At 58.9% G+C, this 22,214-nt stretch carries 23 protein-coding genes and 1 tRNA gene; 18 read left to right on the top strand and 6 right to left on the bottom strand.

What is annotated here, in order from left to right; genetic code table 11:
- Window positions 1-6: 6 nt before the first annotated feature.
- Genes phrB through PCPL58_RS07095 form a run of 8 tightly spaced genes read left to right on the top strand, consistent with a single transcriptional unit; the run spans window position 7 to window position 6,767 of the window.
- Window positions 7-1,455 (top strand): deoxyribodipyrimidine photo-lyase, encoded by a 1,449-nt coding sequence (phrB, locus tag PCPL58_RS07130; RefSeq protein WP_065349115.1) that lies wholly within the window; start codon window positions 7-9, stop codon window positions 1,453-1,455.
- Window positions 1,448-1,870 carry a nuclear transport factor 2 family protein gene (locus PCPL58_RS07125; protein ID WP_065349114.1) on the top strand — a complete coding sequence of 141 codons (423 nt, stop codon included), beginning with the start codon at window positions 1,448-1,450 and terminating at the stop codon, window positions 1,868-1,870. Before phrB ends, PCPL58_RS07125 begins: the two co-directional genes overlap by 8 nt.
- Window positions 1,867-2,655, top strand: a complete 789-nt coding sequence (locus tag PCPL58_RS07120; RefSeq protein WP_065349113.1) for an SDR family NAD(P)-dependent oxidoreductase — start codon at window positions 1,867-1,869, stop codon at window positions 2,653-2,655. Before PCPL58_RS07125 ends, PCPL58_RS07120 begins: the two co-directional genes overlap by 4 nt.
- Complete coding sequence (locus PCPL58_RS07115; protein WP_044309896.1) at window positions 2,652-3,899, top strand: NAD(P)/FAD-dependent oxidoreductase; 1,248 nt, start codon at window positions 2,652-2,654, stop codon at window positions 3,897-3,899. Before PCPL58_RS07120 ends, PCPL58_RS07115 begins: the two co-directional genes overlap by 4 nt.
- The gene (locus PCPL58_RS07110) at window positions 3,896-4,696 is read left to right on the top strand and encodes a DUF1365 domain-containing protein (protein WP_065349112.1); all 801 of its coding nucleotides are present in this window, start codon (window positions 3,896-3,898) and stop codon (window positions 4,694-4,696) included. Before PCPL58_RS07115 ends, PCPL58_RS07110 begins: the two co-directional genes overlap by 4 nt.
- Window positions 4,683-5,951: an SAM-dependent methyltransferase gene (locus PCPL58_RS07105; RefSeq protein WP_003433715.1), complete on the top strand. Its 1,269-nt coding sequence runs from the start codon at window positions 4,683-4,685 to the stop codon at window positions 5,949-5,951. Before PCPL58_RS07110 ends, PCPL58_RS07105 begins: the two co-directional genes overlap by 14 nt.
- Window positions 5,944-6,453, top strand: a complete 510-nt coding sequence (locus tag PCPL58_RS07100) for a DUF2878 domain-containing protein (protein WP_003365611.1) — start codon at window positions 5,944-5,946, stop codon at window positions 6,451-6,453. The genes PCPL58_RS07105 and PCPL58_RS07100 overlap by 8 nt, the downstream gene beginning before the upstream one ends.
- Window positions 6,408-6,767, top strand: coding sequence for a YkgJ family cysteine cluster protein (locus PCPL58_RS07095; RefSeq protein ID WP_044309893.1), 360 nt, complete (start codon window positions 6,408-6,410; stop codon window positions 6,765-6,767). The genes PCPL58_RS07100 and PCPL58_RS07095 overlap by 46 nt, the downstream gene beginning before the upstream one ends.
- A gap of 462 nt (window positions 6,768-7,229) precedes the next feature.
- Here the strand turns inward: PCPL58_RS07095 and PCPL58_RS07085 are convergent, their stop codons facing one another.
- The 6 genes from PCPL58_RS07085 to hemA form a co-directional block, all read right to left on the bottom strand.
- Window positions 7,230-7,748 (bottom strand): acyloxyacyl hydrolase, encoded by a 519-nt coding sequence (locus tag PCPL58_RS07085; protein ID WP_002552154.1) that lies wholly within the window; start codon window positions 7,746-7,748, stop codon window positions 7,230-7,232.
- A 116-nt stretch (window positions 7,749-7,864) separates the two neighbouring features.
- On the bottom strand, window positions 7,865-8,680 hold the full coding sequence (gene murI / locus PCPL58_RS07080) for a glutamate racemase (RefSeq protein ID WP_065349110.1): 816 nt from the start codon (window positions 8,678-8,680) through the stop codon (window positions 7,865-7,867).
- Complete coding sequence (locus PCPL58_RS07075) at window positions 8,673-9,443, bottom strand: molybdopterin-synthase adenylyltransferase MoeB (protein WP_162273809.1); 771 nt, start codon at window positions 9,441-9,443, stop codon at window positions 8,673-8,675. The genes murI and PCPL58_RS07075 overlap by 8 nt, the downstream gene beginning before the upstream one ends.
- A complete protein-coding gene (prmC, locus tag PCPL58_RS07070) occupies window positions 9,437-10,270 on the bottom strand; it encodes a peptide chain release factor N(5)-glutamine methyltransferase (protein WP_065349108.1) in 834 nt (277 codons plus the stop codon). Before prmC ends, PCPL58_RS07075 begins: the two co-directional genes overlap by 7 nt.
- A complete protein-coding gene (prfA, locus tag PCPL58_RS07065) occupies window positions 10,271-11,353 on the bottom strand; it encodes a peptide chain release factor 1 (protein ID WP_003408642.1) in 1,083 nt (360 codons plus the stop codon). It lies immediately after the preceding gene.
- Complete coding sequence (gene hemA, locus PCPL58_RS07060; protein WP_003317121.1) at window positions 11,350-12,627, bottom strand: glutamyl-tRNA reductase; 1,278 nt, start codon at window positions 12,625-12,627, stop codon at window positions 11,350-11,352. Before hemA ends, prfA begins: the two co-directional genes overlap by 4 nt.
- A 226-nt stretch (window positions 12,628-12,853) precedes the next feature.
- Here hemA and PCPL58_RS07055 point away from each other — a divergent pair, with 226 nt between their 5' ends.
- From PCPL58_RS07055 to PCPL58_RS07010, 10 genes are all read left to right on the top strand, one after another.
- Complete coding sequence (locus PCPL58_RS07055; protein ID WP_074907579.1) at window positions 12,854-14,581, top strand: tetratricopeptide repeat protein; 1,728 nt, start codon at window positions 12,854-12,856, stop codon at window positions 14,579-14,581.
- A 4-nt stretch (window positions 14,582-14,585) separates the two neighbouring features.
- Window positions 14,586-15,203: a lipoprotein insertase outer membrane protein LolB gene (lolB, locus tag PCPL58_RS07050; protein ID WP_003345270.1), complete on the top strand. Its 618-nt coding sequence runs from the start codon at window positions 14,586-14,588 to the stop codon at window positions 15,201-15,203.
- 2 nt (window positions 15,204-15,205) lie between these two features.
- Window positions 15,206-16,054, top strand: coding sequence for a 4-(cytidine 5'-diphospho)-2-C-methyl-D-erythritol kinase (ispE, locus tag PCPL58_RS07045; protein WP_004402654.1), 849 nt, complete (start codon window positions 15,206-15,208; stop codon window positions 16,052-16,054).
- A 37-nt stretch (window positions 16,055-16,091) separates the two neighbouring features.
- Window positions 16,092-16,166: transfer RNA gene (locus PCPL58_RS07040), tRNA-Gln, on the top strand.
- A gap of 45 nt (window positions 16,167-16,211) precedes the next feature.
- A complete protein-coding gene (locus PCPL58_RS07035; RefSeq protein WP_003317125.1) occupies window positions 16,212-17,153 on the top strand; it encodes a ribose-phosphate pyrophosphokinase in 942 nt (313 codons plus the stop codon).
- Between the two features lie 124 nt (window positions 17,154-17,277).
- Complete coding sequence (locus PCPL58_RS07030; RefSeq protein WP_065349107.1) at window positions 17,278-17,892, top strand: 50S ribosomal protein L25/general stress protein Ctc; 615 nt, start codon at window positions 17,278-17,280, stop codon at window positions 17,890-17,892.
- 164 nt (window positions 17,893-18,056) lie between these two features.
- On the top strand, window positions 18,057-18,641 hold the full coding sequence (gene pth, locus PCPL58_RS07025) for an aminoacyl-tRNA hydrolase (protein ID WP_003317127.1): 585 nt from the start codon (window positions 18,057-18,059) through the stop codon (window positions 18,639-18,641).
- Window positions 18,642-18,662: 21 nt separating this feature from the next.
- Window positions 18,663-19,763, top strand: a complete 1,101-nt coding sequence (gene ychF, locus PCPL58_RS07020; protein WP_003421685.1) for a redox-regulated ATPase YchF — start codon at window positions 18,663-18,665, stop codon at window positions 19,761-19,763.
- Between the two features lie 211 nt (window positions 19,764-19,974).
- Window positions 19,975-21,144: a tyrosine-type recombinase/integrase gene (locus PCPL58_RS07015; protein ID WP_057432766.1), complete on the top strand. Its 1,170-nt coding sequence runs from the start codon at window positions 19,975-19,977 to the stop codon at window positions 21,142-21,144.
- Window positions 21,141-21,989: a hypothetical protein gene (locus PCPL58_RS07010; protein WP_057432774.1), complete on the top strand. Its 849-nt coding sequence runs from the start codon at window positions 21,141-21,143 to the stop codon at window positions 21,987-21,989. The genes PCPL58_RS07015 and PCPL58_RS07010 overlap by 4 nt, the downstream gene beginning before the upstream one ends.
- Window positions 21,990-22,214: the final 225 nt, after the last annotated feature.

Below are 22,214 nucleotides of genomic sequence, written 5' to 3'. Positions count from 1 at the left end.
CTTCTCATGCAACTGATCTGGCTGCGCAGCGACCTGCGCGCTCAAGACAACACTGCCCTGACCGCCGCCATGGAGCGCGGTCCGACGCTGGCGGTTTACCTGCTCAGTCCCGCGCAGTGGCGCAGCCATGACGATGCCGACTGCAAGGTCGACTTCTGGCTGCGCAACCTGGTCGAGCTCGAGAAAGCGCTGGGCGAGTTGAATGTTCCCTTGCTGATCCGCGAGGCGGACACCTGGGACCAGGCGCCTGAAGTGCTGGCAAAGCTGTGCACACAGTTCAAGGTCGAGGGCCTGCACCTCAATCAGGAATACGGCATCAACGAGACCCGTCGCGACCAGGCAGTGCAGAAGGCGATGGAAAAAGCCGGTGTGCACTTCAACAGCTATCTCGATCAGCTGTTATTCAAGCCCGGCAGCATCCTGACCAAGACCGGCAACTATTTTCAGGTATTCACCCAGTTCAAGAAGGTCTGCTACACCCGACTGCACGAGGCCATGCCACACCCGGTGCGCACCCCGAAAGCGCAGCCGGCACAGTCGATAAAAAGCGATCCGATTCCCGATCAGGTCAAGGGCTTTGCCACGCCAGCGAAAGCGTTGCGTGACCTGTGGCCAGCCGGTGAGGCGGAAGCCAGACGGCGCATGGACGCGTTCGCCGACGAGCAGATCAGCTATTACAAGGACGAACGGGATTTTCCGGCCAAGCCCGGCACCAGCCAGCTGTCGGCCTATCTGGCGGCCGGGGTGATTTCGCCGCGCCAGTGCCTGCACGCGGCCCTGGCCAGCAATCAGGGCGAGTTCGAGACCGGCGACGTGGGCACCGTGACCTGGATCAACGAGCTATTATGGCGAGAGTTCTATAAACACACGCTGGTCGGCTACCCGCGCGTCTCGCGTCATCGCGCCTTTCGCCCGGAAACCGAGGCGTTGAAGTGGCGCGATGCCCCCGAAGAGCTGCGCGCCTGGCAAGAAGCGCGCACCGGGCTGCCGATCATTGACGCAGCGATGCGCCAGTTGCTGGAAACCGGATGGATGCACAATCGGCTAAGGATGGTCGTTGCGATGTTTCTCACCAAAAACCTGCTGATCGACTGGCGCGAGGGCGAGCGCTTTTTCATGCGCCACCTGATCGATGGCGACCTGGCGTCGAACAATGGTGGCTGGCAGTGGAGCTCGTCCACCGGCACCGACTCGGCGCCCTACTTCCGTATTTTCAATCCGTTGTCGCAGTCGGAACGCTTCGACCCCGAAGGCGTGTTCATCAAACGCTGGCTGCCGGAACTGGCGGATCTGAATAAAAAGCAGATTCATGACCCGTCGTTAATCGGTGACCTGTTTGGCGCGGCTGACTACCCGAAACCCATCGTCGACCTGAGCAAAAGCCGCGCCCGCGCCCTGGCAGCGTTCAAGGCCCTACCGGCTCGACAGCCGGCCGCAGGAGTCGAACATGGCTGATTTCCTGCATCGCTTCGCCGAAGGTTTTGCCGCGCTGAACAAGGACAACCTTGACCAGGTTGCCGAGCTGTACAGCGAAGACGTGTCGTTCAGCGACCCGATGCACGATATCCACGGCCTTGCCGCCATGCACCGCTATTTCGGCGAACTGTACGCCAACGTCCAGGACCTGCACTTCGACTTCCACGCCTTCGACGAGGTGCGCCCCGGCGAGGGCTATCTGGTCTGGACCATGAGTTATTCGCATCCGCGTCTAGCCGCCGGCCGGACAATTCAGGTAGAAGGCTGTTCGCACCTGAAGTGGCGCGACAAGGTTTATCGGCACCGGGACTACTTCGATGCCGGTGCATTGCTCTACGAACATCTGCCCATCATGGGTCGGGTCATCCATTGGTTGAAGAAGAGGTTGGGATGAGCACTCCTGTTGCACGACGCATCTGGTTGACCGGGGCAAGCAGCGGCATTGGCCTGGCGCTGGCCAAAGAACTGCTCAACGCAGGTCATCGGCTCGCGCTGACCGCCCGCACGCTTGAGCCATTGCAAAACCTCGCGAACGTTTATCCCACGCAGGTGCTGCTGGTGACCGGTGACATCACCGACCCCGAGCAAGTCAAGGCGATTGCCGGCGATATCGCGCAGCAATGGGGAGCCCTGGACACCGCCATCTTCAACGCGGGCACCTGCGAATACATCGATGCCCGGCAGTTTGAAGCGGCCATGGTCGAACGCGTGGTGCGCACCAACCTGCTGGCCAGCAGTTACTGCATCGAGCACGCATTGCCGCTGCTGCGCAAAGGTCATCAACCGCATCTGGTCGGCGTCGCCAGTGCGGTGACCTACCTGGCGCTGCCCCGCGCCGAAGCCTACGGCGCGTCGAAGGCCGGCCTGCGTTATCTGCTAGAAGCCCTGCGTCTGGATCTGGCCAGCGAAAACATCGACGTGACGGTGGTCAGCCCTGGATTCGTCGACACGCCGCTGACGCAGAAAAACGATTTCCCCATGCCGATGCGCTGGCCGGTCGATAAGGCCGCCAAACATATCGCCAGCAAACTGGGGCGCAACAAACGCCCCTTGGATATCGCCTTTCCGGCGTTGTTCATCTTCAGCATGAGCTTGCTGGCCCTGCTCCCGGCACGCGCCCGACTGGCACTCGGCAAACGCATGGCGCGCAACGAATCGTCGAATAAGGACGCGCAATGAAGATCGCAGTCATTGGCAGCGGGATCGCTGGCCTGACCAGTGCCTACCTGCTCAACCGCGCGCACGAGGTGACCGTGTTCGAGTCTTCGGACTGGATCGGCGGGCACACTCACACGGTGGACGTGCAGGTCGAGGGCCGCGCCTACGCCATTGACACCGGTTTCATTGTCTTCAACGACTGGACCTACCCCAATTTCATTCGCCTGCTAAGCCAGCTGGGTGTCGGCTTCAAGCCCGCCGAAATGAGCTTTTCGGTGCATGATCCGCGCACCGGTGTGGAATATAACGGCAACAACCTCAACAGCCTGTTCGCCCAGCGCAGCAATCTGCTGTCGCCACGGTTCTGGGGCATGCTGCGCGATATCCTGCGTTTCAATCGCCAATCGGTCGATGATCTGGAAAACCAGCGCATCGCGGCGGACACCACGCTGGGCGAATACCTGAAGACCGGCGGTTATGGCCAGCGCTTCATCGATCATTACATCGTGCCCATGGGCGCGGCGATCTGGTCGATGTCGCTGGCCGACATGCTCGGCTTCCCGTTGCAGTTCTTCGTGCGTTTTTTCAAGAATCACGGCCTGCTCTCGGTCACCCACCGCCCGCAATGGTGTGTGATTCAGGGCGGTTCCAGAAGTTATGTGGAACCGCTGACAGCCTCGTTCCGCGAGCGCATTCGTCTGTCGTGCCCGGTCACACGTGTCGAGCGTGACAGCGAAGGTGTGACGCTGCACAGCGCCATGGGCAGCGAACGTTTCGACAAGGTGGTGTTTGCCTGCCACAGCGATCAGGCCCTGGCCCTGCTGGCGCAGCCATCGAGTGCCGAGCAGTCGATTCTCGGCGCCCTGCGCTATGCCGAAAACGATGTGGTGCTGCACACCGACACGCGACTGCTGCCCAAGCGCAAACTGGCCTGGGCGAGCTGGAACTACCGCTTGGGCGGCGGCGAACAGCAGTCGGCCGCCGTTACCTATGACATGAACATTCTGCAAGGGATCGAGAGCGACACGACGTTCTGCGTCAGCCTCAACCAGACTGCCGCCATCGACCCGGCCAAAATCCTTGGCCGCTACCGCTATGCCCATCCGCAATACAGCCTCGGTGCGATTGCTGCACAGGCGCGCTGGGAGGAAATCAATGGGGTCGATCACACCTGGTACTGCGGCGCCTACTGGGCCAATGGCTTCCACGAAGACGGCGTGGTCAGCGGCCTGCGTGTCGCCCAGGCCTTTGGTGAAACGCTGTGAACAGCGCCCTCTACAGTGGCTGGATCAGCCACCGGCGGTTTGCACCGCGCGCCCATGAGTTCACCTATCGGATAGGCCTGCTCTATCTGGATCTGGATGAGCAGGACAGCGTGCTGGGGCTTTCCCCACTGGCAGGTCGGGAGCGTTTTGCGCCGTTCTCGTTTCGTGAGCGAGACTATCTGCCAGAGCTGACCGGGCAAGGGCTGACGCTCATCGAGGCGGTCCGCGAGCGGGTCGGCAAAGCGTTGGGCCGCATTCCGTCGGGTCGCGTCTGCCTGCTGACCCAGGCACGCAGTTGGGGCCTGTCGTTCAACCCGGTGAGTTTTTTCTACTGCCATGAGGCCGACGGCACACTGGCCGGCATTCTGTGTGAAGTCACCAACACCCCGTGGGGCGAGCGCTACAGCTACGTGCTGCCCGCCACCGGTGAAGGCCATCAGCATTTTGCCGTGGCCAAGGCCTTTCATGTTTCCCCGTTCCTGCCACGTGATCTCGAATACCGCATGAGCTTCAGCCAGCCCGCCGAACGGATCGGTGTACACATGGCTGACTGGCAAGGCGAGCTGAAGATGTTCGACGCCACGCTCAATCTGACCCGCCAGAATCTGAACCGCAAGACGCTGCACCGCTATCTGATCGCTTATCCATGGATGACCGCGAAAACCTGTCTGGCCATTTATTGGCAGGCCATGCGCCTGCTGGTCAAACGCATACCCATCTTTTCCCATCAGGCCGCTGACGGCGAGTACCGTGCTGCCGCCGCGCAATCCAAGGACTCACTCCATGAAAAGCAGTAGCAGTAGTTTTTCTGCCAATCTGGGCACCAATGGTTTGACTGCCAACCTCTTGCGTCGAGGCGTGCTGAGGCAACTCGCAGGACTGCGTAACGGCCAGTTGGTAGTAATCGAACGGGGTGAGCGCCATGTGTTCGGCAAGAACGGCGCACTGATTCAGGCTGAAATCCACATTCTCGATTCGGCAGCCTGGGGCATGGTCGCCAGCAACGGTTCCATCGGTGCGGGTGAGGCCTTCATTCATGGCTACTGGACGACACCAGACCTGACGGCGGTGGTCCGGGTGTTTGTCAGCAATCTGGATGTGCTGGATGCGATGGAGGGCGGAATGGCACGCCTGACCCGCCCGCTGATTCATGCGCTGCACTGGCTCAACCGCAACACGCGCGAAGGCTCGCAGAAAAACATCGCGGCCCACTACGACCTGGGCAACACCCTGTTCGAGCAGTTTCTCGACCCGACGATGATGTATTCGGCCGCGCAGTTCCTCAGCGAAGACGACACGCTGGAACAGGCGCAGTTGAACAAGCTTGAGCGTATCTGCCAGAAACTTGCCTTGAAACCCACCGATCACCTGCTGGAAATCGGCACCGGCTGGGGCAGCATGGCTATTTACGCTGCGCAGCACTACGGCTGCCAGGTGACCACCACGACCCTGTCCAAAGAACAGTTCGCCTACACCGAGCGACGGCTGATCGAACTGGGCCTGCAGGATCGCGTGACGCTGCTGCTGACCGACTACCGTGACCTGACCGGTGAGTATGACAAGCTGGTGTCCATCGAGATGATCGAAGCGGTCGGCCATCGCTTTCTGCCCACGTACTTCAAGCAATGCGCGAACCTGCTGAAAAGCAACGGCATGATGCTGTTGCAGGCGATCACCATCCGCGAGCAGCGTTACGCACAGGCCAAACGCAATGTGGACTTCATCCAGCGCTACATCTTCCCCGGTGGCGCCCTGCCCTCGGTGGCGAAGATGCTCGACATCGTCGGCAGCGATACCGACATGAACCTGCTGCACATGGAAGATTTCGGCTTGCACTACGCACGCACCCTGCGCCTGTGGCACGACAACTTCAAAAACGCTCACGGCAAACTCGCTGAGCTGGGTTACGACGAGCATTTCCTGCGCCTGTGGGAGTTTTACCTGTGCTACTGCGAAGGCGGCTTCCTGGAGCGGACCATTGGCACCGCGCAACTGCTGCTCGCCAAGCCCGAAGCGCTGCGCGAACCCTTGCTTGGGCGCTTCAATGCTTAAATCCATCGCCAATGCGCTGTTGTTTCAGATCGGCTGGTTCGCCTGCGTACTGGGCGGCAACAGCTTCTGGCTGCTGATCGCCATCGGCGTTCTGGCGGTGCATTTTATGTGGATCAGCTCATGGGCAGCCGAAGGCCGGCTGATTCTGACCGTGACCTTGATCGGTATCGTGCTGGACAGTGCCTTGATGACACTCGGCGTTTTTGATTTCGGCACGGGCGGCTATCTCTTGCCGCTGTGGCTGGCGCTGTTGTGGGCGGTGCTGGGCACCACGCTCAATCATTGCCTGGCCTGGACGGCGAAGCCACTATGGCGCGCAGTCGTGCTGGGCGCTATTGGCGGCCCGATGTCGTACTATGCCGGCTCGCAACTGGCACAGGTCCATCTTCCCCTTGGAGTGTGGCCAGGCATGCTGGTGCTGGGCCTGGTCTGGGCGGGTGTATTTCCCCTGCTGCAATGGCTGGCAGCCCGCGCCGCCAGACACTCGGGAGAACCGCTCTGAACGCTACACTCATTCCGCTCGCAGAGATCCACGGCGAAGAACCCGCAGTCACGTGTTCGACCTGCGCAGCCTGCTGCTGCCAACTAGAAGTGATGCTGATCACCGATACGGGCGTGCCTGAGCGTTACATCGATACCGATGAGTGGGGTGGCGAGGTCATGTTGCGTCTGGATGACGGCTGGTGTGCGGCACTGGATCGCAACACCATGATGTGCACGATCTACGAGAAACGCCCGTTGATCTGTCGTGAATTCGAAGCGGGTGCGGAAGATTGCCTGAATGAACGCAAAGGGATTGCGACGGCTTATCTTTGATCAGTGTTGCTGACTTGACTGATGACTATCGTCCCCATGCTCCGTACTCGGCTTTATACACAAGCCTTGAAGAGCCCGGAAACTGGGCTGACACTCTGATGATTATCGTCCCCACGCTCCGCGTGGGAATGCAGTTCGTGGCGCTCAGCGTCACACAGAGGTTTTTCTTTGTCAGGTAGATTGAGGTTCGACTCAGGTCACCTTTTCGCCTCTCGGCGACCTACTTTGATGGGGCCAAAGTAGGCAAATTCCGCAGCTCCGTTTTCGGCCCGACTTCGTCGGGTTCCTTCGCCCTGTCACTGATCCGGGGGGCGCTCCCTGCTGTTCTTCAACGGAACAGCATCCCCCGGATCAGCGACAGGACTCAGCCGTCACTGACGTCGCACTCTGCGTCGTCAGTGCCATCACGTGGGAAAAAGCATTGGATGGCAATAACGTTGGCACGTACCAGAGTCGATCAAATCAGAACGGCATCTTGTAGTGCAGTGCGTAGCTTTCTATACCGTCGTTCGGCTCTTTGATGCCGGCGTTGGAGTAGTGGGTCGCACGGATACCGACTTCATGCCCGCCCGCGAAGCGCAGACCAAAACCGATACGGTCTTCGAAGTTGAAGGCAGAACCGAACTTGCGGTCTTCAACCTGGGTGTTGGAGAACACCGAGACGCCGATACCGGCTTCTACGTATGGCTTGACGTTGCCGTTGCCGAATTCGTAGACCAGAACCGGGGAGAACGACAGGCTGTGGTTATCCTTGTAGTCCTTACCATCCCAATAGGTGTAAGCGCCATCCCAGTAGCCGGTCAAACGGCCGATGTCGCTTTGCAGCCAGGTTTTATCCCAATCGAACTGCACGCCCAGACGATAAGTCATGGTCGACTCGCCGGTCTGACCGACCGAAAACTCAACACCATCAGCCTGCGCGATTGAAGCTTGCCCTGCCAAAGCGGCCGCAATCACGGCCAGGCAAAAGAGTCTCTTCATGAGAAACGTCCTAAATATATTAAATTGTACGAAAAGTGTTGGAATTCATCAGCCGCTTTATAGAAGCCGCGGAGGCGACGTTAGTTCACCCCAAAAGCGGCTTTTTTCACGTTTTTTTACAAACGGAAGCTTCTCACATCGCCGACGTTTTGCGACAAAAAAGGTAGGATTTTTCTGAAATTGTCCGGTATGTCACTAGACCAATACACAGTGTCGCGTGCGACACCACTGGCAAGCAGGCCGGACCGTGCCAAAAGACGCTGCAGCTGTCGCGCCACTGCGGCTCCGGTGTCGATCAGGGTGACCGATTCGGGGAGCATTTGGCGCAGCAATGGCTTGAGGAACGGGTAGTGCGTGCAGCCCAGAATGATCGTGTCACAGCGCGCTGCCAGTAGCGGCTCTACATAGTGCTGCAGCAACTGACGGATTTGCGGGCTGACCAGATCGCCGGTTTCGATCAATTCGACCAGCCCGGGGCACGGCTGGGTCACGACCCGCACATCGTTGGCAAAACGGTCCAGCAAGGCCGCAAAGCGGGCGCTTTGTAGCGTTCCGGTGGTCGCCAGCACACCGACGACACCGCTGCGGGTCGCCTCGGCAGCCGGTTTGACCGCTGGCTCCATGCCGACAATCGGCCAGTCCGGGTAGCGCTGACGTATGTGCGACACACCTGCTGCTGTGGCCGTGTTGCAGGCGACGACCAGCGCCTTGGCACCCTGCTCGCGGAAAAACCCGGCAATCGTCAGGCACCGCTCGATGATGAATTCGGGAGTCTTTTCGCCGTAGGGAATGTGCCCGCAGTCCGCCAGATACAGCAGCGACTCGCTGGGCAACAGCTGACGGACTTCATTGAGCACTGACAGACCGCCAACCCCGGAATCAAAGATTCCGACCGGCGCATCGCTGCCATGGCTCATATGAACGTCAAGCATGCTCGCCCTTTACACTGGCCGGACCACAGACGCTGCACGCCGGGTCTCGCTTGACCTTCAGTTCACGAAAACGCGTGCTCAAGGCGTCGATCAATAACAGTCGACCAACCATGGGTTCGCCAAAACCGGCCAGCAGCTTCAATGCTTCCAGCGCCTGCAGGCTGCCAACCAGACCGACCAGCGGCCCGATGACACCCGCCTCGCTGCAGGTCAGCTCGGCTTCGCTGCCATGCCCGTACAGACAATGGTAACAAGGGCTGTCCGCACGACGCGGATCGAACACCGACAACTGCCCTTCGAGCCGGATCGCCGCTCCGCTGACCAACGGCTTGCCGGCAGCGACACAGGCGGCATTGACCGCTTCGCGGGTGGCGAAATTATCCGAGCAATCCAGCACCAGATCGACAGCCTGCACCGCCGCGTCCAGTGAGTCGGTATCCAGCGCTGCGCGATGAGCGACAAGGGTGATCTCGGGATTGATCGCGCTGAGCCGGGCGATGGCCGAATTCACCTTGGCCTGCCCGATGCTCTGAGTGTCGTGGATGATCTGGCGTTGCAGGTTGGTCAGGTCGACGTGATCGAAATCCGCCAGATGCAGCTCACCAACCCCTGCGGCGGCCAGATACAGGGCCACCGGCGAGCCAAGCCCGCCGACGCCCACGATCAGCGCACGACTTTGCTTGAGTCTTAGCTGGCCGTCGATATCAACGTGTTGCAGCAGAATCTGGCGACTGTAGCGCAGCAGCTCCTGGTCACTCAGCACGGCTTGCATCCGAACGTGATGCGCTCATGCTCGCCCAGATCACGGCGCGTCTGAATACGCTCGAAGCCCTGGCGAATCAGCAGCTCACGCACCGCAGGCCCCTGATCGTAGCCGTGTTCCAGCAGCAGCCAGCCATCCGCATTGAGGTGTGCAGGCGCCTGTTCGATGATCGTGCGCAAGTCATCCAGCCCGTCGGAACCGGCCACCAGCGCACTGCTCGGCTCAAAACGCACGTCACCAGCCGACAGATGCGGATCGGCGTCGGAGATGTACGGCGGATTGCTGATGATCAGGTCGAACTGTCGACCTTGCAGGCCACTGAACCATTGACTTTCGAAGACTTCGGCGTTATTCAGTTGCAAACGCTGCCGGTTGCGTTCGGCCAGGGCGACGGCCTCTGGCACACGGTCAACTGCGGTGACCTTCCATTGCTGGCGTTCGTTGGCCAGCGCCAGCGCAATCGCGCCGGTGCCGGTGCCGAGGTCCAGCACCTGAGCGGGTGCGAAGGCAGGCACCAGTTCCAGAGCGGCCTCGACCAGCATTTCGGTCTCGGGACGCGGGATCAACGTGTGCGGCGCGACTTCCAGATCAAGCTTCCAGAAGCCCTGCTGGCCGAGAATGTAAGCGACCGGCTCGCCCTTGCGGCGGCGCTCCATGTAACCAGCGAATGCCACCGAGGCTTCGGTGCTGACGATGCGCTCGGGCCAGGTGTGCAGAAAACTGCGCGGTTTGCCCAGCGCTGCCGCGAGCAGCAACTCGGCATCGAGGCGTGCAGTCGGTGAATCGGGAAGCTCGGCGCTTCTGAGTACACTTGCGATGATGGTCATTTACTCACCCAGTGCCGCAAGTTGATCAGCCTGATATTCAGCGAGTAGCGGCTCTATCACTGCATCGACCCCGCCCGCCAGAACTTCATCCAGCGAATACAAAGTCAGGTTCACGCGGTGATCCGTCACTCGCCCCTGAGGGAAATTATACGTACGTATGCGCTCGGACCGGTCGCCCGAGCCGACCAGCAGCTTGCGTTCGCTGGCGATGGCATTGGCCGCCGCGCTGGTCTGCTGATCATTCAGTTTGGCAGATAGCCAGGACATTGCCCGGGCTCTGTTCTTGTGCTGCGAACGCTCTTCCTGGCACTCGACGACAATACCTGACGGCAAGTGAGTGATGCGGATCGCCGAGTCGGTCTTGTTGACGTGCTGACCACCGGCGCCCGAAGAGCGATAGGTATCGACCCGCAGGTCGGCTGGGTTGATCTCGATCGCCTGCTGCTCGTCAGGCTCCGGCAACACCGCCACCGTACAGGCAGAGGTATGGATGCGGCCCTGGGATTCGGTCTCCGGAACACGCTGCACACGGTGCGCGCCGGACTCGAATTTCAGCTTGCCGTAGACGCTGTCACCCTCGACGCGCGCAATGACTTCCTTGTAGCCGCCATGCTCGCCTTCGTTTTCGGAAAGAATCTCGACCCGCCAGCCACGCCGCTCGGCGTAACGCGAATACATGCGGAACAGGTCGCCGGAGAAGATCGCCGCTTCGTCACCGCCGGTGCCCGCGCGGATTTCCAGAAACACGTTACGACCGTCATTCGGGTCCTTGGGCAGCAGCATGCGCTGCAATTGCGCTTCCAGCTCGACCAGTTGCTGCCTGGTTTCGCGAACTTCCTCGACGGCCATTTCGCGCATGTCCGGATCACTGTCCTTGAGCAGCGCCTGTGCGCCCTCCAGATCACCCTGCACCCTGAGCAACTGCGCATAGAGCGTAACGACCGGCTCCACTTCGGCGTATTCACGGGAATAGGCGCGAAAGCGTGTCTGATCGCTGATGACTTCCGCGTCGCCAAGCAGCGCGGTCAGTTCCTCGAAACGGTCGCTGAGCACATCCAGCTTATTGAGCAGTGAAGCTTTCATTGCGGGGTTTTATCCGTCGAGCCCTCACCGAGGGCAAATAGTTCCTGGGCCATGGCCAGCGCATCGACGCGGCCTTCGGCAGACAGCTTCTTGAGCTGCACGCTGGGTGCATGCAGCAATTTGTTGGTCAGGCCACGCGCCAGCTGGATCAGTACGTCCTCGGCATTGCTGCCGTTGGCCAGCATACGTTGCGCCTTGCTCAGCTCTTCGTCACGCAGCCGTTCGCTTTGCTGACGATAGGCACGCAGCACGTCGACTGCAGCCAGTTCGCGCAGGCGCGACATGAAGTCCTCGGCACCCACGCTGACCAGCTGCTCGGCGGCCAGCGCCGCGCCCTGACGGCTCTTGAGATTCTCTGCCACCACTTCATGCAGGTCATCGACGCTGTACAGGTAAACATCGTCCAGCTCGCCGACTTCAGGCTCGATATCCCGCGGTACGGCGATATCGACCATGAAAATCGGTTTGTGCTTGCGCAGCTTCAGCGCACTTTCCACGGCGCCCTTGCCCAGAATCGGCAACTGGCTGGCCGTCGAGCTGATCACGATATCGCTGTTGACCAGTTCCGCCGGGATGTCCGACAACAGCACCGCGTGCGCACCGAACTCGGCGGCAAGCATGCTGGCGCGTTCCAGCGTGCGGTTGGCGACCACGATACGCTTGACGCCCAGATCATGCAGATGCCGGGCGACCAGCGTAATGGTCTCGCCTGCACCGATCAACAAGGCCTGGCTGCGTTGCAAGTCACTGAAAATCTGTTTCGCCAGGCTGACTGCGGCAAAGGCCACAGAGACCGGGTTTTCGCCGATGGCGGTGTCGGTACGCACCTGTTTGGCGGCGCTGAACGTCGCCTGGAACAGACGGCCCAGCAACGGCCCGACCGTGCCGGCTTCGCGGGCAACCGCGTAGGCGGACTTCATCTGACCGAGAATCTGCGGCTCGCCGAGCACCAGCGAATCGAGCCCCGAGGCGACACGCATCATGTGCCGCACGGCAGCGTCATCTTCGTGCACGTAAGCACTGGCGCGCAGCTCTTCAAGGCTGAGGTGATGATAATTGGCGAGCCAGGCAAGAATACTGTCCGCGCCGAGGTGCTCGTGTTCGATGTACAACTCGCTGCGGTTGCAGGTAGAAAGGATCGCAGCCTCGCGGCTTTCCGTCAGTTGGCAGAGCTGCTGCAATGCCTCGACCAGCTGTTCCGGGGTAAATGCCACACGCTCGCGAACGTCGACCGAGGCGGTCTTATGGTTGATACCGAGTGCAAGGAAGGCCATTCAGGGTCGCAGGTGGTGACGTGAAGCCGGTAATTGTCCTACTTCGATAAGCTCAGAACAACCACCACATATTATTGTCCCACTACAATCGCTCGTCGCAGACCGTGCTTTTGGGTCCGCGACACTGCAAACACACGCATTGCATCAGTTTTTCCGACGGCTGTGGGTTTTGCCAACAGCCTTGTGTCATGATGCTCCCACCGCAGGTAAGCCGCCCTTCTTATATATGAATAGATCCTCCGCGTTGTTCCTTGCTCTTGCCTTTCTAGGCGGCTGTCAGTCCATGACCCCCGCCTCGTCACAGCCTGTGCCCGCTCAAAAGGACGCCCCGCCCGCGCCTGAAGCCAAGCCGCAGGTCTATGGCTCGTTCACTCAGGACACCCTGGTCAGCCTGTTGAGTGCGGAGCTGGCTGGCCAGCGCAACCGCTTCGACATCGCCCTGGACAACTACGTGACCCAGGCGATCAAGACTCAGGACCCGGGGGTCTCGGAGCGCGCTTATCAGATTGCCGAGTACATGGGTGCCGATCAGTCGGCGCTGGATACCGCGCTGATCTGGGCGAGGAACGCACCGGGCAATCTTGAAGCGCAACGAGCCGCCGCCATCCAGCTGGCGCGCGCCGGGCGTTACGACGACTCCCTTGTGTACATGGAGAGAGTCCTGCAAGGCCAGGGCGACACGCACTTCGATTTCCTGGCCCTGTCGGCGGCCGAAACAGATCCGGACACGCGCAATGGTCTGCTCAAGAGCTTTGACCGACTGCTGGGCAAATACCCGAACAATGGCCAGCTGATTTTCGGCAAGGCGCTGTTGCTGCAGCAGAACGGCGATTCCGAACAGTCGCTGAAACTGCTCGAAGACAACCCGCCGAAAGAAGGCGAAATCGCGCCGATCCTGCTCCACGCCCGTCTGCTGCAAAGCATGAACCGAGGCAAGGAAGCGGTGCCCCTGCTGGAAAAAAGCATCAAGAAATACCCCGACGACAAACGCCTGCGCCTGACCTATGCGCGCATGCTCGTCGAGCAGAACCGTATGGAAGACGCCAAAGTGCAGTTTTCTGCGCTCTTGCAGCAGTATCCGGATGATGACGAACTGCGCTTCTCGCTGGCCCTGGTGTGCCTTGAAGCCAAGGCCTGGGACGAAGCGGCAGGTTATCTGGAGGAACTGATCGCCCGTGGCGCGCATGTCGATTCGGCGCACTTGAATCTGGGCCGCATCCACGAAGAGCGCGATGACCCGCAAAGCGCGCTCAACGAATACGCTCAGGTAGGCCCCGGCCCGGACTTCCTGGCAGCGCAATTGCGCCAGGCCGATATTCTGGTCAGCAACGGTAACGGTGCCGAAGCCGCCAAACGGCTGTCCGAAGCCCGCGCCGAAGAGCCCGATTATGCTGTGCAGTTGTACCTGATCGAAGCCGAAACCCTGACCAGCAATGATCAGCTGGATCGTGGCTGGCAGGTATTGAATCAGGCGCTCAAGCAATACCCGGACGACGCCAACCTGCTGTACACCCGCGCTATGCTGGCTGAGAAACGCAATGATCTGGCGCAGATGGAAAAAGACCTGCGGACCATCATCAAGCGCGAACCGGAAAACGCCATGGCGCTGAATGCGCTGGGCTACACCCTTTCCGATCGCACCACGCGTTATACCGAAGCCCGCGAACTGATCGAAAAAGCCCACAAGATCAGCCCTGACGATCCGGCAGTGCTCGACAGCCTTGGCTGGGTGAACTACCGCCTGGGCAATCTGGACGATGCCGAGCGCTACCTGCGTCAGGCACTCGAGCGCTTCCCCGACCACGAAGTCGCCGCCCACCTGGGCGAAGTACTCTGGGCCAAGGGCGAGCAGCGCGAAGCAAAAAAAGTCTGGGCCAAGGCCCTGGAACAACAACCCGACAGCACCGTCCTGCGCAGCACACTGCGACGCCTGACCGGATCAGAGACCCTTTGACGTTATGTTTTTGCGCCACGTATTAGTATTCAGCCTCATCGCCCTGCTCACCGGCTGCGCCGGCCTCACCTCCCGCGAAGCCGTTCAGGGCAAGGGTGACCCCGCGCAATGGCGCGAGCACAAACAACAACTGAGCAGCCTCGATGGCTGGCAGATCAACGGCAAGGTCGGTATCCGCGCGCCGAAAGACTCCGGCAGCGGCACCCTGTTCTGGCTGCAGCGCCAGGATTACTACGATATCCGCCTGTCCGGCCCGCTCGGTCGTGGTGCAGCGCGGCTGACCGGCAGGCCCGGCGCCGTGGTGCTGGAAGTCGCCAATCAGGGCCGTTACGAAGCCACCTCGCCAGAATCACTGCTGCAGGATCAACTGGGCTGGAAACTGCCCGTATCTCACCTTGTATGGTGGGTACGTGGTCTGCCCGCGCCGGATAGCAAAAGCAACCTGACACTCGATGGCGACAGCCGGCTGGCCAGCCTTGAACAGGATGGCTGGCAGGTGGAATACCTCAGCTACGTCGAACAGAATGGCTATTGGCTGCCGGAGCGCGTCAAGCTGCACGGACAGGACCTTGATGTCACGCTGGTCATCAAGGACTGGCAGCCTCGCAAACTGGGGCAATGACCATGAGCACGCCACAACTGGTTTTGCCTGCCCCGGCAAAACTAAACCTCATGCTGCACATTCTGGGACGTCGTCCTGACGGTTATCACGAACTGCAGACCCTGTTTCAGTTTCTCGATTACGGCGACGAACTGGGTTTTACCGTTCGCGAAGATGGCGAGATTCGCCTGCAGACCGACGTTCCCGGTGTCCCGCATGACAGCAACCTGATCGTCAAAGCCGCTCGCGCTTTGCAACAACAGTCCGGTTGCACGCTGGGCATGGACATCTGGCTGGAAAAACGCCTGCCCATGGGTGGCGGTATCGGCGGCGGCAGCTCGGACGCAGCGACCACCCTGCTCGCCCTGAATCATTTATGGCAGCTCGGCTGGGATGAGGATCGTCTGGCGCAACTGGGGCTGACGCTGGGCGCCGATGTACCGGTTTTCGTGCGTGGACATGCCGCTTTTGCTGAGGGCGTCGGCGAAATTCTCACCCCGGTTGACCCGGAAGAACCGTGGTATTTAGTGCTCGTTCCGCAAGTATCTGTAAGTACAGCAGAAATTTTTTCAGATCCGTTGTTGACACGCGACACGCCGCCCATTAAAGTGCGCCCCGTTCCCAAGGGAAACAGTCGAAATGACTGTAAGGCGGTTGTAGAGAGGCGTTACCCAGAAGTACGTAACGCTTTGAATTTGTTAGGTAAATTTACCGAAGCAAAATTAACCGGAACTGGAAGTTGTGTGTTTGGGGCCTTCCCAAACAAAGCTGAAGCTGATAAAGTCTCGGCCCTTCTTACAGAGACTCTTACGGGGTTCGTAGCGAAAGGAAGCAACATCTCGATGTTGCATCGCAAGCTGCAAATTCTGTAGCAGGAATTGAGTGCCAGGCACTCGATTGATTCAATACAGGGGCGTCGCCAAGCGGTAAGGCAGCAGGTTTTGATCCTGCCATGCGTTGGTTCGAATCCAGCCGCCCCTGCCATTTTCTATACTCATCCAGGTTACCCTCAGCCTCTAGGTACTGCGCGTGTCCAAGATGATGGTCTTTACGGGGAATGCCAACCCCGATCTCGCTCGGCGTGTAGTACGTCAGCTGCATATCCCACTGGGTGATGTTTCTGTTGGAAAATTCTCCGACGGCGAAATCAGCACTGAGATTAATGAAAACGTCCGCGGTAAAGACGTCTTTATCATTCAGCCGACCTGCGCACCCACGAACGACAACCTGATGGAACTCGTCGTGATGGCTGATGCCTTCCGTCGCTCCTCAGCGTCCCGAATCACTGCTGTGATTCCCTACTTTGGTTATGCCCGCCAGGATCGCCGTCCGCGCTCCGCACGTGTTGCCATCAGCGCAAAAGTTGTCGCTGACATGCTGACCGTAGTGGGAATCGACCGTGTGCTCACGGTTGATCTTCATGCTGACCAGATTCAGGGCTTCTTCGACATTCCGGTAGATAACATCTACGGCTCCCCCGTTCTGGTGGATGACATCGAAGATCAGCGCTTTGAAAACCTGATGATCGTTTCCCCGGATATCGGCGGTGTCGTGCGTGCACGTGCTGTCGCCAAATCCCTGGGTGTCGATCTCGGTATCATCGACAAACGCCGTGAGAAAGCCAATCACTCCGAAGTGATGCATATCATTGGTGATGTCGAAGGGCGTACCTGCATTCTGGTCGATGACATGGTCGATACCGCCGGCACGCTGTGCCACGCGGCCAAGGCCCTGAAAGAGCATGGTGCTGCCAAGGTCTTCGCCTACTGCACACACCCTGTGCTGTCGGGTCGGGCGATCGAAAACATTGAAAATTCCGTGCTGGACGAACTGGTGGTGACCAACACCATCCCGCTGTCCGCCGCTGCTCAAGCCTGTGGCCGTATCCGTCAACTGGATATTGCCCCGGTAGTCGCCGAAGCGGTTCGCCGCATCAGCAACGAAGAATCGATCAGCGCGATGTTCCGTTAACTGACATCACGCAGACGAAAAGCGCCCCGCCCTGACATCCGGTCAGGGCGGGGCTTTTTTGCCCATACCATCCGAGCGCTGGTCGCAAACGCAACGGTGGATGTGGTTAATTTGGAGATACAACATGAACGAATTTACCCTGAATGCAGAACAGCGTTCCGACCTGGGGAAAGGTGCGAGCCGCCGCCTGCGTCGTCTCGCTAGCCTGGTTCCAGCTGTCGTCTACGGTGGCGACAAAGCCCCCGAGTCCATCAGCATGCTGGCCAAAGAAGTTGCCAAACTGCTGGAAAACGATGCGGCCTACAGCCACATCATCGAGCTGAACGTTGGTGGCAAGAAGCAAAACGTCATCATCAAGGCGCTGCAACGTCACCCGGCCAAAGGCCACGTGATGCACGCTGACTTCGTGCGCGTTATTGCCGGCCAGAAACTGACCGCAATCGTGCCGATCCACTTCCTGAACGAAGAAGCTCCGGTCAAGAAAGGCGGCGAGATCTCGCACACTACCACTGAACTGGAAGTGACCTGCCTGCCGAAAGACCTGCCTGAGTTCATCGAAGTTGATCTGGGCGCGCTGGAAGTAGGTGACAACGTTCACCTGTCCGAACTGAAAGCCCCTAAAGGCGTTGAGTTCATCGCTTTGGCACACGGTACTGACCTGGCAATCGCCAACGTCCACGCACCGCGTATCGTCAAAGACGAAGAAGAAGGTGAAGCTGAAGAAGGCGCTGCCGAGTAATTCATTACTTGGTAACGTCGGAGTTGCTCAGGGAACATCGCGAGCGATAGCAGGCAAAGCGGGCGAGATCGCTGAGTTTACATCATGGTAAATGAGCAGTTTTCGTCCACATTGCCGCTGTCGTCAGCGGTTCAACCCTCAACTCCAAAGGAAGAGCCCCTGTCGTGACCGCCATACAACTGATCGTGGGCCTGGGAAATCCAGGCGCCGAATACGAACAGACCCGGCATAACGCAGGGGCTTTTTTTGTTGAGCGTATTGCTGCGGCGCAACGAGTCAACCTCGTTCCCGAGCGCAAATTCTTTGGCCTGACCGGGCGCTTCACGCACCAGGGTCAGGATGTTCGTCTGCTGATTCCCACCACGTACATGAACCGCAGCGGCCAGGCTGTCGCGGCACTCGCCGGCTTTTATCGCATCCCGGTCGAGTCGATTCTGGTGGCGCATGACGAACTTGACCTGCCTCCGGGCGTTGCCAAACTCAAAGTGGGCGGCGGCCATGGCGGTCATAACGGTCTGCGCGACATCATTGCGCAGCTCGGCAACCAGAACACATTCCATCGCTTGCGGCTTGGCATTGGCCACCCGGGCGATGCCAGCAAGGTATCCGGCTTTGTCCTGGGTCGAGCGCCACGCGCCGAACAGGAAAAACTGGACGCCAGTATCGACTTTGCCCTCGGCGTGCTGCCGGATATCTTCGCCGGTGAATGGAACCGGGCGATGAAAAACCTGCACAGCCAGAAGGCCTGACATCACTCGAGGGGAAACACCATGGGATTCAATTGCGGCATCGTCGGCCTGCCTAACGTCGGCAAGTCCACCCTGTTCAACGCCCTGACCAAATCTGGTATCGCGGCCGAGAACTTCCCCTTCTGCACCATCGAGCCGAACAGCGGTATCGTGCCGATGCCCGACCCGCGCCTCGCGGCCCTGGCAGCCATCGTCAACCCGAAACGCATACTGCCGACCACCATGGAGTTCGTCGACATCGCCGGCCTCGTGGCAGGCGCTTCGAAGGGCGAAGGCCTGGGCAACAAGTTTCTCGCCAACATCCGCGAGACCGACGCCATCGCCCACGTGGTGCGCTGCTTTGAAGACGAGAACGTGATTCACGTTTCCAACAGCGTCGACCCCAAGCGCGACATCGAGATCATCGATCTGGAACTGATCTTCGCCGACCTCGACAGCTGCGAGAAGCAACTGCAAAAGGTCACCCGCAACGCCAAGGGCGGCGACAAGGAAGCAGTGGTCCAGAAAGGCCTGCTGGAGCAGTTGATTGCACACTTCAGCGAAGGCAAGCCTGCACGCAGCCTGATGAAGAGCATGAGCAACGACGAGAAAGCCACCATCCGTGGCTTCCACCTGCTGACCACCAAGCCGGTCATGTACATCGCCAACGTCGCCGAAGACGGTTTCGAGAACAACCCGCTGCTGGACGTGGTCCGCGCAATAGCCGAAGAAGAAGGCGCAATGCTGGTGCCGGTCTGCAACAAGATCGAAGCCGAAATCGCCGAGCTCGATGACGGCGAAGAGAAGGACATGTTCCTCGAAGCCTTGGGCCTCGAAGAACCCGGCCTGAACCGCGTGATTCGCGCTGGCTACGAAATGCTCCACCTGCAGACCTACTTCACCGCAGGCGTCGAAGAAGTCCGCGCCTGGACCGTCCGCGTCGGCGCCACCGCACCACAAGCCGCAGGCGTGATCCACACCGACTTCGAAAAAGGCTTCATCCGCGCCGAAGTGGTGGCCTATGACGACTTCATCCAGTTCAAGGGTGAGTCAGGCGCCAAGGAAGCCGGCAAGTGGCGTCTGGAAGGCAAGGAATACATCGTTAAAGACGGTGATGTGATGCATTTCCGGTTTAACGTCTGATCGGCATATTAAGTTTCAGGGTGTTTTTTGAAACACTGAGAAACCAATCAAGCCCAGTAAAACCGCGCCTTTGCGCGGTTTTTCTGTTTCAGAACGTCCCATTTTGTTTCTGTTGTTTCCATCCAAAAGGTGAGTAGGTTTCTGAGTACATGAATTTGCCAAGCGCTAATGTGGTGAGTACAGTGGGTTCTCAGCCCATGGAGACCTGAGATTGCTAACAGATGCCCACTGCCGCAGCGCCAAGCCGAGGGAAAGGCTATACCGGCTCAATGACCAACGTGGTCTGTACCTTGAGGTCAAACCTACAGGCGTGAAAGCATGGCGGTATCGCTTTGCGCTGAATGGCAAGTCCAGCATGATCGGACTAGGCGATTACCCAGCCGTAAAGCTGTCAGAAGCACGAGAACGAAGCGAAGCGGCACGTAAGCTGGTCAAGGAAGGCGTGAATCCAGCCCAGCAAAGGCAGCTAGACCGGGTTAGGCAAGCAAACGAGGCGGCCAATACGTTTGATGTCATAGCCAAAGAGTGGTTGCAGACCAAAGACTGGGAGGACATCACCAAAAATCGACGCCTCGATATGTTGGAGCGAGTGGTGTTTCCCAACATAGGAAAACTTCCTGTCCGCGAGGTTACCTCAGCTCAGGTACTCAATATTCTCCAGTCAACATTCAAGCGCGGCGCTCCGAGCGTAGCAGCAGAGGCTCGTCGCACCATGTCTGCGGTGTTTGAGTATGCCGTCGCTACGCTCCGAGCTGATAGCGATCCAGTCTGGCCAGTCCGTAAAGCACTGCCCACCAACAAAACGCAGCATAAGACAGCCCTAACCACGGATCAGATCGGCAAGCTATTACGTGATTTCGACAACCATCGCTGTAGCTTCCAGCTCAATTACTGCATCCAGCTGATGTGGTGGACGCTAGGCCGACCAAGCGAGGTAGCCGAAGCCGAATGGGAGGAATTCGATCTTGAAGCAGCGATTTGGCGAGTACCTTCGCGGAGAATGAAAGCACGAAAGGAACACATTGTTCCCCTGCCCCGCCAAGCGATCCAAATGCTCAACGTACTTCAAGGCATCACGGGCAACCGGACGCATTTATTCCCCGGCCGAGATAATCGGCAAATGCCAATGGCTGTGGCATCGATGCGTCAGGCATTGAAGGTGTTAGGGTGGAGCGGCAAATACAGCCCCCATGGCACACGGACAACTGGCAGCACTCGGCTAAACGAGCTTGGATACCGTCCAGATGCCATCGAGGCCCAACTAGCCCACGCTGATCAAAACAACGTCCGCCGAGCCTATAACCATGCGACATACTTCGACGAGCGACGCTCGATGATGCAGGATTGGGCAGACCACCTTGACGTTTGGAGGGAGGAATGAGACAGACACAATATCTACCCTATGGTTTTGTCAGCAGCTTGAGTAAGCCAGAAGCGAAGTTAATCAATACAGTCGCCGGGATCGCATATAAACGACGTGAGGCTGGATTACCCACTATAAACCGGCTGCAGCCGTTCTGTATGGAAATACTAAAACTTGCAGCAGATTACACCCAACAAAAAAAACACCAGGATCTGAAAGCGGCTAGAGCTCCTGCGCTTAAAAATATTGCACGCGCATGCTCAGATCTTCAGATTGCACTACAAGCGCTGGATCCAGATGGAATTGAGGCGTTAATACATGCCACTAATCGCTACAGCATGGAGCATGAGGACAGGCTTCGGCAGCCTCCTTCAAACTCTTCACCGCAGTTATCTCTCCTCGAGCGGCTCCAAATCCAAAAGCTGGAAGCCGTCCAAAAGGCTACCGTTGACGCTTCCAGCACCCGAAGTCGTGGTCGTGGTCGCCAGCCTCAGACCGCTGAACGATGGACATCATTGGAGTTCGTCCGCCTGTGCCATTCGCAGGGCTGGTCCAACGTACAGGTAGCGAATGGTGGATCGGAAAGCAAAAATAAACGGCTCCCGGTGCCGTCTGACGCTGTGATCTGTTTGGCGGCTATTTTTGAGTTTTCGGCAACACCCTCAGCACGCTCAATCACACATGCGAACACTGCACTTCGATCATTACGCAAGATAGCTCCGCATGCAGTCATCCATACCTATGGCACCGGGGAAAACGCTTATGAAGAGTGCGAACACTACGACATTTCGCTTAAAGCAAGCGTGAGTGACTCGCAAAAGCTGCTTGCCGAGCTCCCCAATTTCATCCCAAAGGAAGATTAGCTGGTACCTGCGGGAACAGCGCTATCTGGAAGCGGCGTATTGCCAAAACCGCACTGTAGAGGCGTCGGAGGGACAGCTACTACGTCTTGCTGCCTCGCCGAAGTGGCGAGGTACTGACGTCGCCTGCTCCGAGCTTTGCCTAACGATGGCGCGAGCGACTGCACTACCACGTTCGCTCACAGACATCGCTACGGAGTAAGCGGATGGCGAACACATCTTTACTTC

Source organism: Pseudomonas cerasi (genome assembly GCF_900074915.1).
GTDB classification, from domain to species: Bacteria; Pseudomonadota; Gammaproteobacteria; order Pseudomonadales; family Pseudomonadaceae; genus Aquipseudomonas; species Aquipseudomonas cerasi.
Note: the sequence above shows the minus strand (reverse complement) of the source record. Positions and strands in the feature narration are given on the sequence as shown.